The organism is Rhodoferax sp., assembly GCF_030646845.1.
Lineage (GTDB): Bacteria > Pseudomonadota > Gammaproteobacteria > Burkholderiales > Burkholderiaceae_C > Rhodoferax.
Map to the genome: position 1 here is coordinate 51,242 of NZ_JAUSLE010000072.1, position 17,066 is coordinate 68,307.

Sequence of the window (17,066 nt, forward strand, 5' to 3'; positions counted from 1 at the left end):
AGTCGGGTTACGCTCTCCCGCCTGGGAAAAAATTCCCATATTTCGGAGATCAAACTATCGCTTTCAATGTCGGCTATGGGGCTGGCAGTTCCGATATCTGTAGGTCGGCAATGACAGTCTGTTGAAGTCAGTGGCCAGGGAAATCGGCATTTCTTAACTCGGTGACTCCAAGAGACCCATTGCGGGCATTCAGACTTTCCTGGCGACAGGCCGGTCCCGACCCGTAGTTGACGGTCGCGGCCACAAAGACCGGACATTCATGGCGGCCAAGGAGCCGAGATGCCTAAGACGGTCGAACGCGAAACGCTGTACATTCGATCCATGACGCAAGGGGGGAGTGCAGCGCGCCATGGGCCGCACAAACAGATGCAGCGGCGGTTCTTCTCTTGCGTCGCCTAGGGACCTGAGGGCCTGTGATGTTTGTCTGGGGATAGCGGAGGCAGAGACGGCTGCACGTCAGTGCGTATGAAGCCCTCACTCAACAACCTGCAGCGAGGTAGCAGATGAGAAGTCGAACTCTGAAGACAGTTTTGTTCGTTGTTGGCGTACTCGGCAGTCATGCCCCGAATGCTCAAACAATGGCCGTCGTCAATATCCCGCCCTCTCCGCAGTTCAGAATCGACTCCGGTGCTAATTTCTGTGCTGACACGCGTGGCGGTGCAATACTAGGCCCAATACTGAGCACTCCGTTCGGAGACTCGTGTGACTCTCTCGCGGCCATACGACAATCTACTCTATACCCGCCACCCATACTCCCAGCGAAGTCTCGTCTTGAGGTATTCGTCGACTTGGGAAACTTCACATACCGTCTTCAGAGCCAAGTCAACGCTCTGATCGCAGATAACGCAAAACTTAGGGAAGAGAATGCCGCTTTGAACCGCGACAATCTCGAATGGCGAAAGCTGGTGCTTGACGAGACGCTAAGCAGGTTGGATGCCATGCCACAGAGGTTCGCGTCTCAAGACAGCGTCATCGAAGTCTTGATTCCCAGAATCGCTGAGGCCCTTGCGCGCGATGCGTCTTTCACAAATCGCGTCCGCAAGGCGACGCCGTAGCTTGGGGCCTTGGCTTCGACGGCGCAGTTGTGGGCGGAGAGGCACGCCCAAATCGAGGCGCTTATGTGGGGCCGTCGAATTCGACAATGTTTTCTCCGGCAAGTCCGGATACGAGGAGCCATATGGCCCACCATCACTTCGTACCCGCGGTCTGGTGCCTGCTTGCGGCGGGTTCCGCGATGGGTCAACCCAAGGAGCAAACCCTGGACCCGGCAGTTGCGATGGCGCTCGCCAAATTTGGCACCACCGTCGCCATCGGCTCCGCGAAGCTGATCACGCAGGGACAGAACCCTCAATCACCGGCCGACGCACTAGCTCTCGGCGCCGACCTGTCGTCGATGACATCGCGGTACCAAACTACCGTCAATAAAGCGGCATTTGCAAGCAGCACGATGCAGGCTGGTGGTGAGCTGGTCATCACATCGCTGCAAGTCGGCGCGACCTTGACAGGCGTTGGCGCCTTCCCGGCGGCCGCGGTAGCGTCAGTGGCACGGTACGGCAATGACAAGTTCGCGTCCTATCTCGCAAAGGAAGGGAAAGATCGGGCCATGGGCATGTTGAGCTCGGGGCTTCAAAAGATGAGCAAAGCCCAGCGCGACAAGTTCGATGAGAAGATCAACAACAGAGATTACGAAGGGGCCGCTGTCCTGTTCGACGCACGAACCGGCAAGCTCGCAAAGATGGCAAGCGTGTTGAAGGATGATCGCGACGCAGCTGCGAACGTTCACTCATATGTAATAGAGTCGCTCAAACAAGGCGTCTCGTCAGTTTTAATTGACCAGGGTCGTACACACGCGCAAGTACAAGACATTGAGCTATCCCTTGCAAAGCAGATGAAGATAACGACGGCTTTCAGCAAAGACGTAGGCAAGAAGCTGAAGGAACTCGGGGACAAGTCTGAAGAACTTCAATCGAGCATTGCAGGCATGTCAATCGACATCGCCGATCTGAGGAGCGATACCAACAAGAACGCTTACCAAATCGGCGTTATCCAGGAGATCCTTTTCGACCAGCAGTCGCCACAGACCAAGCTAGCTCTCCTGGAGAACGATGCCAAACCCGGGCTTACCGCTGAGCAACGCGATAGGCTGAAGAAGGTTCTGACAGTTCAAGTCAAGCAGCAGCAGATCCTCGCGAAGGCCGGCGAGGTCGTTAATGTCGTCAGCGACATAAGCACAATCATGACTAACTTCGGGATCGCCGATCAGCGCGTTGGCGACCTCGTCAAGTACGGCTCAATTGCCACGACAGCTTTAAGCCAAGCGTTCTCAGGCAATTATCTTGGTGCGATTGCTGCGGTGTCCGGCTTGTTTGGTGGCGCGAAGCAGGATCCAGTCGAGGCGAACTTTCAGAAGGTCTTCGCTCAGCTTGCACAAGTCCAGAAACGACTAGACAAGATACTCGAACTTCAAGTTAAGACTTTGGAAGCAATTGGGCAGCTGTCGAGCCAGCTGGCTGAAGTGGAGCGACGGTTTAATATACGGCTTGACAGCATCGACTTCGATCTCAAGGTCATTTCGGACATTGACAAGGTTCTCTTATGGCGACCATACGAATCATGCGGCCATATGTGGGACGCCGTCGCGAATGACATGCAAGAAGCGCAGCCGCTTTATGGGTTTAGGTCGGACACGCTCACTTTCTCCTCAGTGACCGGGCTTAAACGCTTCCTCAGTGCGCGACACGGGTCTGCCTTCACGTGCGCCGCTCAGCTTAGCTACATGTACAGCCAATTGAAAAACTCTGCCATATTCGGAGACCCTATAAAGCTGACTTACGCCGTTACCCAACCACTTGGCGGAAGCGGAACAGGGTATTACTCCAATAACGATCTTCGGATCTTCCTGGACCAAACCTACATCCCAGCCTACAAACTTCTTTTGGCATCCTGGATTCAGCGGGCTATGCAGCATCCAGCATGGGGCCCATTTTCCGGTTCGTTTGGAATTCTTGCCTCGCCAGCGTCGACTTCGACCGAACTCTTGGCACGAGTTCGGAAACTTGATTCGCTCGGTTCGACACTCAGCGCGTGCGGGTCTGCAAGCCTGCTCAGCGATCGAGGGAAGGACATGTTGTGTACCGACCCGCCAAACCACGATCGCGAAGGGATGGCGCATCAACGTGTCTCTACCCTACTTGCAGAGCCCGTAGTGCGCGATCAAATGTCTTGGCTGGTTCGCTACACAGCCCTGGCCGCGCCCGCCTACAACTTTGCACCTGGAGGCGGGTCCGGAGGCCTGCCGATGACATATGACCAAATGTTGGCTGCGAATCCGCCCACGCCCTACGGCAAGGAACTTCTCTATGGCGGGTTGATGATGACCGACGTCGCTGTTGCACAGCAGGCCCTCACCTACGGGGATCTCACTGCCTACTTCATCTATGAGCAGTTGTGGGACCCCGTCGCCAAGGCGCTGAAGCAGCCCGCGCAGCCAACGCCCGCGCAGGCTGCGGCGGCTAAGCTGCTGAGCAACCCCGACAACCCGTGGCTCCGCAGAAACGTCGCAATGATCGTCTTGGAGAAGTCGGAGAAGAAGTGCGCTGTACCTCGGGCTGCCCCATCTGCTTCCGCATCTGTTGCGTCACCAGCTCCATGCAAGGCGAGCGACCTCACATATCGGACTGGCGTCCTCGGGCCGTTCTATGAATTGGCAGATCCAGCGGTGCTGGCACCAGCCGTTTCTGTCCCGCTGGCGGCCACACAGCCGATCGCGTCAGCGCAAACACTGCGGGCCTTGACTCCGGAGTATAGGAAGGGCGCGACGGAATGGCTTCTAACGATGTTTGATATCTCCCCTGACGTAACTCTGACGGAGGTCGACGATCACAACGGAAGGCCAACTCCGAGGCGGGTTTCCATGAAGCTCGGCGACTTTGATTTGCAGTTGCCGACGGAGAAGGACTGGGCAAGCAAGACTCTCGACTACCCGCAGGCCATGTTCGACCGTGTCGCCGAACGCAACCTCTTGGCCGAACGCTGGAGTGAGTACGCGATGTTTGATAAATGGGACGCGAATGCCACAGTACGGCTCCTGCAGGTCATGGCTGCAGATAATTGACTCATCGAGGACTGTTGATCGGCACTTTCGTGTCTAAGCGGCAGTATTGATAGACGAGCAGTTGGTCCCCTGCAAGGACAAACTGAACGCTGTGGCGGACTCACGGAGTTGCTGTGCGCGTTGAGTGGCAGCTTTGCGGTTCGTGCACGAGTGTCGCTTGATGGCCGGGACTTGCCCACCACATGGATTCCCCGAATACCCGGTATCGCTGCGCTGCCGACAGACAGCGCCGAAAACTGATCGTCGCACTTGAATGACCGGTGTCGATTTTTGGGGTCGGGAAAATGATGAATTGGACCCGCGACGGTAATGACCGGTTACGAGAAACCAACGCAATCCCGGGCTTCGTCGCGACCGACCGCTTGCGCTGCGCACCCGAAGTACTCCGCGCTCCATTGCTGACGTTCAATTTTGACGGTCGGCTTCCGGCAAATGTGAAAGTCTCTTGAAGACCCATTGCCGACTTTCAGGTTTTCGCCATGACGGGCATGTCCCGACCCACTGCCGCCGGTCGGCCCTTTAGGTGTTCAACGGCCGGTATCTGAGTGGAGCAGTCGCCCGGCACGTCCCGGCACGGACAGTAGATCGGCCATTCCAGTCGTTCAGAATCCTCAAAATTAGCCGCGCAACCACTAGAAAAGACGAAACCGTGGTCTGTCCCCTGTTGTGCTTCGTAGATTAGGTATATTATGAATCGGTTAAACAGACATTTGTGCTGCAAAGGAACGACTATGAAGATAGTGCCTGCCGTGCTGTGCGGAGCTTTGTTAGCTTTGCCGAATTTTGCTAGAGCCAGCGTAATTGATTTTGAAGACCTTAATTTTGATCATGCCACCGATTTCCCGAGTGTTCCAGATGGCTATCGGGGGTTCAGTTGGAACGGAGTCAGAGTGCTAGATCCTGCAGCCTATGCCGGCGGTGTTTACTTCGCAGTTCTTGGCGGTGGGATAGTTTCTGGGACAAACGTTGCAACGAACCCACCACTTGGAATGACGATATCGTCGGGATCACCGTTTGATTTCGTCGGGGCCTATCTGACTTCCGGCGAGATTTTTGACGTGGTTATCGAAGTACTCGGCTCTAAAGAAGGGATCCCCCTTTATTCGCAGTCGTATTTATTGCCCGTTGGTCCAGCAGGTTACTACTCCTTTGGCTTTGCAGGAGTTGATTCGTTGTTTTTTAGTGCCGGATTTGGTGGAGGCGCCATACTGGGAAGGTTTGCCATGGACGACTTCACTTTCGTCAAACCTGTCCCGGAACCTGAAACCTACGCCCTCGTCCTAGCTGGACTTGGAATCCTCGCATCTGTAACGAGGCGCAAGAACAAGGCTTTAACCGCCTGACCCGAGACTCCGGCGGTGACAATAGAAAGCTGACGCCTAGGTCCACTTCCATTGTCGCGTCACCGACGGCGCGTTTATCGCGGGTGATGACGGACAGATCCGCTTCGCAGAGGCAACGCTCACCCCGCCATCTTAGAGCTAAAGGTGCCCCTGTCGAATTTCTGAGTGATCGTTTTGGATAGTGCGGGAACAAATGGGACACCATAACCCCGTTTTGGTGAAACGCTACTGGACTGTCGCAGGACTGTCGCGTATATCGCCTTGACGTCTGCTAAGGCCGAATTGTGTGAATTGGCTTTACGGCAGGTCTCGGAGCGCAGCAGCCGTTCCAACGACCGCATTCAGGTTGGGGCGAACTTCCGCTTCTGGTCCAGACCTGACCGCCACCTGAGCTCAACGAGCACCCGCTTACGCTGCACTGCGGTCCTAGCGACTGTCGAAGTCATCGCCCGCTAGCTGACATTCGTGCAGCAGACTAAAGTTGCAGTCAATGTCCGCTATGTGGATGGCCCATCTTCATAGTGGTCGTCGCGTGACGACCAGTTGCAGCCGGTGGGCCAAGGGAAAAGCAGTCACTCAACGTTTGAAATCAGCGACCGCCGAAGGCTGTCCTCTGGAATGATGGGTTGCGCTGCTTTCAGCAGCGACTTGATGACCTGGAGAGTGTGTGAAAACTCAACAGAACAGTTTTTGCGGGGGCCACTCACCCCTTGCCCAGATCGCGATCGCGAGTTTTGGCCCGATCTGATTCGTCGTTTTTCATCGCCGTAGCTTTCACAGTCTGACAATTCGCTTTTTCAAACAATCTCCATGGAAAGCCGACGTGATGCGCCCACAGACGGTGATGCACAGCCGGTGGGCGCCGCATGCACATGATGCGAGGAAGCTGGGGGCAGTGATCTAGGTCGCCTGGACAGAACTCGATAGAGAGCGGCGCAGCCTGCAACTCCCGACGAACCAAGTAAAAACCGGAGTCGGACGGCATATCACTTGGAGCACTACGTCGCCCGTAAACTCTGCGGCAACCGGACTGGTAAGCGAGGTTCCGTACCGCTGATCAATGCGAACTCGACCTGAGTGAGGTTTAGCTTGTCGCCATTCGAAAGCTGCAGGATCGCGTAAGTGTCGCCATCCTTCTGCGGCAATACTCGCAAGGTGACGATCTGGTCCACGTTGAGAAAAAGGCCGACCCTTATCTCCACGAGCTTTGTCGCTTCCCCCATCTGATGAGGGAGCGTCTCGGCCCGATGGGCTTTGCTTACGCCACCGTGGGGGGAAGGTGGTGTCTTTGCATCGTCTGATTTTCGCATTGGCTGACTCCTCTGTTGAACCGCGCATGAAGACTCGGACGTCGTTGTGCCGCTTGCCCAGACCCTCGAAATCGTCAACTAACAAACGCTTTTGCAGTCGCTTTCGCAAGGTGCAAGCGTCGGCAAGCAGCGCTCCGGCGGACCCGCTTCGTACGAACACACTAGGTATGCACGGTGGATCGATCCAATCTGTCCCGAAAACAAGAAATCGCCGATCGTGAGCGGCCGCTCGTCGCACAGGTACGGGAACGGATACTCAATAACGCCGTGAAAAAGGCAAGGCCAGTCTTCACTCGCCACGCACATTAGGAAGTAGCGGTCGCAGCACTCGTCGTACTCCTCGCCCCACTCGCGGTTGCGATCCGGCACGAACTCAATCTCGTGATTCCGCACGCCTTCGCATGCCTGTGCCTCGAACCATAGTTCGACGCGTCGCATGCGGACTGGTCGATGTCCAGGCAAGTATGGAAACATGCCACGAGACATCCTCAAACTTAGAGAGCGTGTGCACGCGTCGCGCTCGGATTTCGGGACTGGCGCCAGCGCCTTGAACCGTTGCCAAGTGTCGGCAAAGTCCTGTCTCCAATCGAAGAAGCGCAGCCCGCCACCGGGGAGCAGACAAGAGGCCGCGGCCCAGGCTGCCTTTCGTAGCAGAGATCCACCTTCTCGAGCGGTGTAACTCAACTGGAAAATGAGATCACTCACCGTGTCGATGTCGAATGCGTTCGTCTCAATCGGCAGCTCAATCCGCCAGCGGCTAACGGCGCCCGCATACTCGAACGGCAGATACCGCTCGTCCCGGAAGTTCAGCTCAAACAATCCCGCGTCGTTCTGCCCCGTGGATGTGGCAATCGCCTCGGTCGCACCATACCGCTTCACGATGCGCGGATCGCCCTTGATGCTCTCGTAACGCTGGCGATCACAGCAACCGCAGGTGCACTCACCCGGGCAGCAGTCTTCAATGTCGAGCAAGGTGGGTTCCACACGCGTCGCGCTGCTCAACAGCGTCAACTTGCAGTGCACACCCGTATAGGGCCCAGCAACGCAAGGGATCGTCAGGCTGACGGACTTTATCCGCCGCAGGTAGTGACCCGGATAGTCCCGGTCGAGCCGCCATTCCGGAATGTCGATCTCGCAGGCGCCGGTGGCCTTCAATTGCAGGAAGGCAAGCGGAAAATCGAGCCGTAGGGACAGTCGTGTGACCAACTCTTGTTCCCGCCGATTTTGATCAAAGTACGCCTTCTCCATGGCGCGCATGGCGGTGGACAAACGTTCGCCAGCCAGCAGCCCCTCATGCAACCCGTCCCAAACGTTCAGCGGCAGGTAGGTTTGCGTTGTCAGCTCGCGTTCCAACTGGAACGCACGATGCGCTTGGCGCGCCCAGCACCATGCGATGTCGTACATCTGACGATGCAGGGCCGCTGTTTCCTGCTGGAGGAACAGGTAGAGGGCGTGGTTGGTGAACTTGTCGCGCAAGAACTCCTGGATCTCCGCCGCCTGCTGCTTCTGTTGCACCAGATTGTTCAACTGGCGCAGCGCTGAATCGCGCTTGCGCTCTGCGGCCAGAATCTGCCGCTCTATTTGCTGGATCTCAATATCCAGCACCGTGACCTGGAAAACCCAGTCGGCTTCGCGGCGATCCCATCCACCCTCGGTCAGCGACAGGCCAGCCTGTGTGCCGGTGATGTCTGCCACCGTGTAGAGAATCCTCGCCGCGGCGGAGAAGGCGTGGGCCAGCTTCGTGCCGATCGGCAACTGGTACACATTTACCGGTGTCGAGGCAATCCCGGCGGCACCAAGGGTGATGTCCGGAATCAGGTTCATCACCTGTCCCACCGCTTCCACCACATTGCCTGCGGCACGGGTGCCCATGGAGACACCCGTGAGATTTTCGTAACCCTGCTCTTTCGCAATGAGCCCATTGGCAATCAGGTCTGCAAAGTTCTGCCGGCGTGCCAGGGCAGCCTGTTTGGTCTTGCGCAGCGCCTGGACTTGCCAGTCCGCTTCGCGGAACTCCATGCGACGGATTTCTTCCGTCAGGTTCAGTAGCTGCCGCTCGTGCCGGGCGCGCATTGCCGCGAGGAATTCGGCATCCCCCTTCTCGAAGGCAGCCAGCAGTTCGGCGCCGAACGCTCGCACCTCACCGGCCGTTTCCAGCGCGCGCTGGAGCAGAAATTGGAAACGGTACGGGCTGGGCGGACAGCAGCAGCCGTCATCAATCACACAATTCGAAGCGGCGGTTCTCCAGCCGCGGCGGACCGGATCGTCGCCCCAATACGAGGTATCCCCATGCAGCGCGCCGCCCTTGAGCCTCGCTTTGGTCATGCATTCGTGAAGCGCATCGAGCTGATCAACGGCGTTGTCGTAGATCTCCATGAGACGGGGATTGAGCGGCGCGAACCGGGGCACGAACGCGCCCACCGACTGCGGATTCTGGCCATCATCCTGGCCGAAGACCGTGCGCGGGCGCTCGCCGAGGAATCGACAGAGCATATCCAGGCGCGCCTTCGTCGCCGCGTAACCTTCGGGCGAGTTCTTGCACATTGCCGCCTGCGCGTACTGAAGCAGTGTTTCCAGATACGACAACACGACACTGCGTTCGCGCGCCGCGAGATCGGTACGCACGAGGGTGTCGCAACAAGGATCCTGCTCTGTTCGCACGACACCGCGCACCGCTGCCAGCACGACCGGCTGGTTGTCGCCGCCACCGGCCGGAACACCCGCAACGTCTCTTCCATCGTGCGGTGGCTTGCGGCAGGTCGCCCAGCGCAGATCCTTGTCGCCGGGTGCGAAATAGAGTTCATACCACTTCAGCGCCGCCTCAAAGCGGCAGTGGGTACGCAGCGATCCAGCGACCGTCATCGCCGTTGCGTAAACCGACGGCTCAAGCGGCGCGCCGGGCAGGAAGTACGCGAAGAACGGGTAGGCCGACAGCGGGGGCGCAAACGAGCCTGTTGGCGCTGGCGTCGCGATCACCTCGGGCAGCACCACGGCTGTGTCCGGCGCGAGGTCGTAGCGGAAGCCCCAAGGCGAAGGATCCGTGTAGCCAAGCGGAAGCGTATCGGCATTCGTGACCCGAAATCGCAGCGAGTCTCCCTGGCGGCCGTCGAACGCGAGCTGCGGCTCACTGGCCGCGAGGTTCACATGCGCGCCATCGTCCGACGAACGTGGCGTCTGGAATTCGCCGTTGTGCACGCGGACCCACGCGAGTTTCACCATCGGCTTGGTTGGCCAAGCGAGCAGCTTGGGGAGCTGCGTGGGGCGGTGCCAATCCGACGTCAGGTCACCGGGGGCGGCGCCCCAGTCGGCGTCTTGGTACTGAGTTTTGTCCGCCACATTCAGATCGGTCGGATCGTAGTACTCCGAGTTCACGAGCCAGAAGTAGTACTCGTCCATCACCGGCGGATGAACCCGCCCGCAATCACAGCAGCATGGCGAAGGAGTTGTCGCCAGCGGCATGAACGAGGACGTGGCCGGTGGCTCCCCGGCCGCAGCAATGCGCAAGAAGCGGGTGCCGAGTCGGATCGCGGCCTGCAGCCAGAGTGGAAGCTGCGGCGACGACGCTCCATCCGGGTTGCCGTTGCCATTTCCATCGCCGGTGCCATTCGCCGCGCCCGGCGCCACGGCAGCGAGCGCGATGACCGCACCATCGTTCGGGTTGCCATCGGGGTTCGGTTGCCCGTCGCCACCACCGCCTGCGATTTGCAGTTGCGACGGCGCGAGCCACGTTGGCCGCGCGTGCCGCTCAGGTCGACCCATCAATCCGAGGTTCTCCGGCTGCGCCACCTGCTTGAGGTAGGAGGGATCCCGGTGCTGCAAGGCAGTGAGCGACGCATGTGCGGGCCAATAAGGCGCCGGCCAGTACTCCATGCCGCCCGGTTGGGGTGCCGTCAGTGTGGCGCGCCGCAATTCGGACTCGAGGAAGCGAAACGCTTCGGTCTGGATCGCACGTTCGTGCTCGCTCCACTCGACGCAGTTCTCTTTGTACAACACCCGTCGGCGGCAAGCCTGCCAGGTACGAAACGTCGCGAAAATCTTGTCCCACGCCAGCGCAAACTCCACGGTGACCGTGAAGCCCGGTTCTTGCGAGAGTCGCGCGCGCTCGACGAATGATTGAACGGCGGTGATCGCTTCCTCGACACGGCTCGCCCTTTCACAAACACCGACCTCTACGTCCTGGAGCAGCAGCGCGCCGATGTCCTTCGCCGACGTTGCAAACACGCCCGGGGCAAAGGGCAAGGTAACGCGATTCATGCCGGTGAGCCAGGCGAGCAAGGCCGTACGCCCGCGCACGCGCAACAGATTGTTGAGCCGCTCCAGATCGGCATAGCGTCTGGGGACTTGCTCGATCATTCCATCGCGATAGAACTTCGTCAGGTTCGCATTGCCGCTGGCCATCGCCGCAGCCGTGCTCGCGGCCCAGAGGTCGGGTTGCGCGAAGGAGAGATCAAGCGGCACGAACGCCTTTAGCAACCTGCGCACCCACAACGACGCATGCCAACAGCGAAGGGGCCAACGATCGTCGCAGAGCTTTGTCCAATCGACGGTGACGCTGTCATGGAAATCCAGGACGAGCGGCGCGTGGTCCATGTCGATTCCCAGATCCGTGAGCAAGGGCACCGGATCGACCGGTTGCTGGTTCGATGCCTCGACGAAACAGAGCCAGCTGAGACGCTCGGTGCGCTTGTGAACCGCTCGCCTCATGTGGTCGTAGTCGACCAGTCGCTCGAACCAGTCGAACAAGGCCTGCCTGCGCCACACAGACGGCGTCGCACGCGCATCCAGAAGTGCTGGCGGATTGCGCTGCGGATCGCCACCGTAGACGTCGCCGATCGGCAGGAAATTGAAATCCAGCGATGCCCGGTGCGACGTGTACGGTACGCCAGCCACGTAGGTGCAGCCGGCAAACAGATCGGCAGACGAAAGCATGTACTCGGTCTCGGAACCGCTCGCCCGCGCTACCCGACCTGCCGACAAGCGCAGCCGATGGCAGAAGAGAAGCGCCTTGAACGCGCGCTGATAGGTGCGGCGAATGTCACGCAAGCTACCCGTGTACTGTTGGGCAAGATACGCTGCTGCCGACGGCACTGCGGCTTGCTTGCTCACCAGCGGACCGGTTGTGACATCGCGATACAGGCGCTCCACAGGCAACGCGGTAATGCAGTCTTGCGTATCCGGGCCCTGGTACTTCACGGTGAAACCGGTGCGGGCGCGCACCAGCTCGTTCTTCTCGTCGAACGCAGGCGCCGTCTCCTCGAAATCGATGTCGATGAAATAGGCGCCGCGCTTCAAGGGCAGCGGGCCAGAGATCCGGTCGGGTGCCTGCTCGTCCGCCCACCGATAGTTCAGCAGCCGGAACGTCCGCTGCCCGCGCCGCAGGTTCACACGCCATTTGTTGTGGCTGCACTTCTCGAAGTCGGGTTGCTCGCAGTCCGGTGTCGGTGCACCGCCAAAGAACGTGTACGTACCCGTTTTTTCGACGATGAGCACCCCCGACCAGTGCGCCGTGAATCCCGCTGCTCCAGCCAGAGGCAGTCCGTCGGCTTCGCGAAGCGCGAGCCCGTTGCGGATCAGCGCGAACTCGTGCTTGGACATCGGCAGCGTGAAATCGAGTGGCGGAACCATGCTGAAGACCGGTGTATTCCATTCGTTGGCGGCCGATGTGAAGGCGCTCATCGTGCCTGTCAATTGGGGCCACACACCGCCGCTCGTATCGGTCACTTCGCCGAGCAGGCCGGTGCCTGTGAGGGCCGTCAGGGCCGCGAACGCGCCACCGGTCGGCTGCGCCCAGGTGAAGCCCGCTGGCATTTGGCCGTTGTCCTGCTCCCAGGCACTTGTTGCGAGATTCTCGTCGCCCAGCAGGCGACGAAGCATCAGCGACGCAAGACCGACTTCCACCTCGCCCTCGTCTGACGCATAGGCCACGTGACCCGCGAGATGTTCCGCAAGGACGCGCGCGCGCAATGCGAACGTTGCAAACGCGCGGCGAAAGTATTCCCACCGCTTCAATTCGTCGGCCTCTTCAATGAGCGCCTTCTCGGCCTCGACCAGACTCGCAAACAGGAACGAGAACCGCGCAAGCTCGGCGCGCGGCGCGAAGTACAACTGCTGCACCGCGGCGCGCTCTGGCGCCGTCAATTGCTCGATCGCGTTGAGCTTCTGGAGCACGTCTGCTTCGCGCAGCGGCAACGACGTGACGAGCTCTTGCGCCCCGGCATCGTATTGGAACGGACCGGGATGGGGCGAATTCCACATCCCTGCAACCGTGCCCGCAAGTGCGGTCCGGTACTGACGCGCCTGTGCTGCTGCGGCAACGCCCGATCGCGCCAGCGTTTCGGGGAAGAAATGCTCGCCCAGCCGCTGCAGCGGGTCCAAACCCACCGACGGGTCATAGCCAAACTCCGTGTGCATGGCCGTCGAAAGCGCCGTCCACGTCAAAGCGGCACAGTCTTCGTCTTTCGCGTGGGCGTGCAGCAGTTTCTCGCGCAATTTCCACAAGTCGAAGGGATGCCCTTCTTCAGGAAAATCGAAGGGTTGATCCAGCGCTTCGTTGGCATCCTGCTGGAAAAAAGGATCGTCGCCGTCGAGATGCTGATCGACCGAGAAAAGGTACAGCAACTCACCCGTCGTGAACGATGAGGCGTAGATCTTCGCCAGGATCTCCGCGAAGCGCAGTGTGCTGGTCGGCTGCGCATTCCAGCGCGCCGCGGCCGGATCGAAGCCGCTGAGCAGCGCGAGCGCGTCCAGGTTCTCGCGCAGGATCTTCATGAACTCCGGCGGACGATGGCGGCGGTGGCTGCCAGGACGCCGTCCGGGCACGTGCTCGCGCTCGGCCCGATCTTCGATCTGGTCGAGAAGATGCGCCACCGCCCAGTCCAACGATGAGGCCGGTGCGCCACTCCACAGACCGAGCAGCCGCGTGCGTGTGGCGCCCGTGGCAGTCGGCACGGCAGCATCTGACCCGAGATGCAGCCGCCAGTCGTCTCGCAGCATCTGAAACGACGCGAGCTGCCGGATGAACCCAGGGTTGATGTTGCCGCCCAGGAACAACCCGAGCACCATGCAGATGTCGCGCAGGTCCGCAAAACTGTAGCCCGCGCCGCGCAGGCACTTGAGCGATCGCCAGAGGCGAATAAAGACCATCAGCCGACGCAGCGCGTCTTCCGATCCTTCTGGTTCTATGAACCGAATGATGAGGTCTTCCGGACAACATGGCTCGCAGTTGGGGAAGCCCGTGTCCTGCGGCAAACCGACCGGATTGCCATCGGCGTTCACCTGTTCGGGAACTTGCCGCTCGAACTCCACGAACTTCGACTTCCATAGTTCGAGGAATTCGCAATACGCCATCCCCGTGCGCTTCAGGAACTCCGGCACGTGCACGACCATTGACTGCCAGTTAACACCATCGATCAGGTCGGCCGGGAACCCGTACATGTTGCGCAACGCGGCAGCGCTGATGGGGTTCACATAGAGCGTCTGGTACTCCGCCGGTGAGAGCCCCAGGTACTCTATCGCCAGCTCGATTCGCACCGGGTAGCGCCACAGGTGCTTCTGGAAATCCACCGCTTCTTCATTCGCGTCGATGGCGAACTCGGTGATCTGCTCGCGAAACGCCCGCATTGTCGCAAACCGCGACACGCCCATCGCGCAGAGATACGACCGTGAGATGTCGAGCGGCTGCGCGTACGGCAGCAGTGGCGACGAAAAGTCCGCTTCAACCGTGGTGTAGGCGCCCGGCCTTGCCACGGGCGTTGCAGGTGTTGAGTGTTCCGGCAACGCGGCAAAAAGCACATTCGGCGCGTGGCCCGCGCCTTCCTTGTCATCAGGTGCCTTGAGCGTGTGGCCGCCTAGTGTGCTGCCGTTGCTGTTCCACACGACGCCCGCCGTGCTGCCGTCGACGAGCGCCTCAAGGTTTTCATTGACGATGTCGATGAGCGGCAGCGTTGTGCAAACGTTTGCGGCGGTGGCGTGCAAATCGCCGAGTGGACCGCGCCGAGGCGCGATCAAGGTGCCCAGCGTAGCGGCCATTGCTGCCGGGTGGTCGCAGGTCGCGCCGACTCCGGTGGCCAGCAAATCGTGCAGGTAATTCACCGGGCCCAACGGCGACAAATGCCACGGCGGGATGCAGTTGACGAGCGATCCGTCCGGATTGATGGGCGTGAACGGACCGGGGGGTACCGGGGGCACACCCGCGACCGAGCCACCCGCCGCGGTCTGAATGGCGCTGGCGAACGGATACGCCACGGTACCCGTCAGCGCGTACGCGAACTCTGTGGGCGACAGCGCCTGAATCTGTGAGCGCGAAGTGAATCCACGCGCATAGAGCGCTTCGAGCAGCGAGAACTGCAGCGATGCGGGGCCCACGCCGGTGGTCGCGCGCAGCAGCTCGTCGATCGTCTGAAGCGCGTCAAGCAGCCATGCTTGCGCCTTTGCGTCGCCAGGAAATACGGCCTGCAACGCATTCAGGATGAGGGGAGCGTTCCAGTTCGCTACGGGGAACGCAAAGCCCGGTGCCGCCGCAAGAAACGCTCTCAATGGATCATTTTCAGCGATTGGCAGGGTCAATGCGTCACCGCCCGCGCCCAGTACGGGTGCCGGCGAAATCGACAGCACGTCGAAGTACTTGCGGACTTGCCGAACGAACGCTTGCACGCGTTCCTCGGGAGTACCAGGATGGGTGAAGTCGGGCAGCAAACTGACGTTGGCAGGAAGGAAGAATGCCATCCACTGCTGGACCGTGAGCGCTTTGAGCTGCCCCGTGTTGGTTACCGGGATCGTCTTGATCGTTGCGATCAACGCAGTCGAGTTCGGAGTGACAACGGTCTGCTGCGTCACGACGGCCAACACGAGATCGAGATGGCCCGGCACAAGCGCCGCCGGGAATGGGGCTTGCTGCCAGAACGGATCGATTAACACGCCCATTTCTGCGAGCCAGGCGGTCACCAGCGCATTCACGGCCGGATTGAGCGGACACAGTGGCGGCCGCTGCACGCGCCCGCGGCCGATGGCAACCAGGCGCCGTGCGGCATTTTCCGGCGAGATCGCTGCCAGGGTGATGGTGTGCGCGTCGATCGCTGCCTTGATCCCCGCGATGCTGCGCGACGCGTCATCGTCGGTCGCCATGCGGTAACGTTGATCGGCGGTAACGTTCGCCGAAAGCATCGCCGAGAGCGCATAGAAATAGTCTGCGGGCACCTGGAAGTTGAGCGTCAGGGCGCCGTTGTCTTCGAGCACGACATCGGCTTGCCGGAACGTCGAGCCAGGCGTCGGCGGTGTGCCGGTTTCAACCGGAAAATGCAGACTTGCACGCACCGGTGCCGCACTCTGCTGTTCGGCCCACACGGCGGCAGATGCCGCAAAGATATATTGCGCCAGCCGATCCGAGTTCGCGCTCTGCAGGGCGTAAAAGCCCAGCAGGCTGGCCTCGTACTGCTTGCGATCCATGTCCGCCTTGTCCCGATCGTCGTTGCTCCACGAGGTGTCGGACTGTGGGCGCGTGTACATGTCCTCGAGCCGCCGCTTGTTCGGGCGTTCGGGCGGCGGTGTGACCTTGGGATTCCAGATGATCTCGCGTGCGACCTGGCGTGCCTGGGCCGCCGTCAACGGACTGCGGTTGGCAAGCGTGGCGCCACCGGCCGGGTCTTGTGCAAGCACCTTGTCGATCGCGGCGCGCAAGGGTGCAAACCGGGGTGGCGTGCCATCTGCCGGAAGTTCGACAAACGCGGCGTTTGGATCCAGCGCCACGCCAGGGTCCGGCAAGGTCACGATGAAGGCGGGCTCTCCCGCATTGCCGAGCATCGTCCCCGAGAACAAGACCGGGATGTAGGTCAGCGGATTGTTGGAGATCGGTGCGTTCGGTTCGACTTTGACATTGAAGTTGAGGCGCTCAAATGCGACGAGTTGCGTACCCTGCTTGATCTCCAGGCGCAGATCGGCTGTGTTGAACTCTGTGGCCGGTGCATTCAGCTCAATGACTGCGGTTGCCACCGCTTCGAGGCGCACGTCCGGATCGGGCGGCGCAGGCAGCGGATTGAGCTGCACCGGATAGATCGAGAAGTGCTGCAGGATTCTTTGCGTCGCAGGGGTGAATGCCGGGCCAGTGGCATTGAGGCCCGCGTTCGGAATCCAGGCGCCCTGGGCTTGCCCGACCAGTGTGCCGTCCGCCGAGTTGCCGAACGACATGTCGAACGCGCGAATGGATAAGTTGGCCAAATAGTTGGTGAAGTCGGCGGCGCTGGTCGGCTTCATCGGAACGAGGCGGACGAGAATTACTTGTGGCATAACTGTGGCTCCTCAATG

Annotated in this window: 4 protein-coding genes; 2 read left to right on the plus strand and 2 right to left on the minus strand. The window is 60.1% G+C overall.

Going from position 1 to position 17,066, the window contains the following annotated elements; genetic code table 11:
- The first annotated feature begins 1,234 nt into the window (after positions 1-1,234).
- Entirely contained in the window at positions 1,235-4,114 is a 2,880-nt protein-coding gene (locus tag Q7T10_RS18235) for a hypothetical protein (protein WP_304750961.1), read from the plus strand.
- Positions 4,115-4,845: 731 nt separating this feature from the next.
- Complete coding sequence (locus Q7T10_RS18240; RefSeq protein ID WP_304750962.1) at positions 4,846-5,457, plus strand: PEP-CTERM sorting domain-containing protein; 612 nt, start codon at positions 4,846-4,848, stop codon at positions 5,455-5,457.
- A gap of 998 nt (positions 5,458-6,455) precedes the next feature.
- Here the strand turns inward: Q7T10_RS18240 and Q7T10_RS18245 are convergent.
- Both Q7T10_RS18245 and Q7T10_RS18250 read right to left on the minus strand, forming a co-directional pair.
- On the minus strand, positions 6,456-6,767 hold the full coding sequence (locus Q7T10_RS18245) for a hypothetical protein (protein WP_304750964.1): 312 nt from the start codon (positions 6,765-6,767) through the stop codon (positions 6,456-6,458).
- Positions 6,768-6,845: 78 nt separating this feature from the next.
- A complete protein-coding gene (locus Q7T10_RS18250) occupies positions 6,846-17,048 on the minus strand; it encodes a neuraminidase-like domain-containing protein (protein WP_304750965.1) in 10,203 nt (3,400 codons plus the stop codon).
- Positions 17,049-17,066 lie beyond the last annotated feature (18 nt).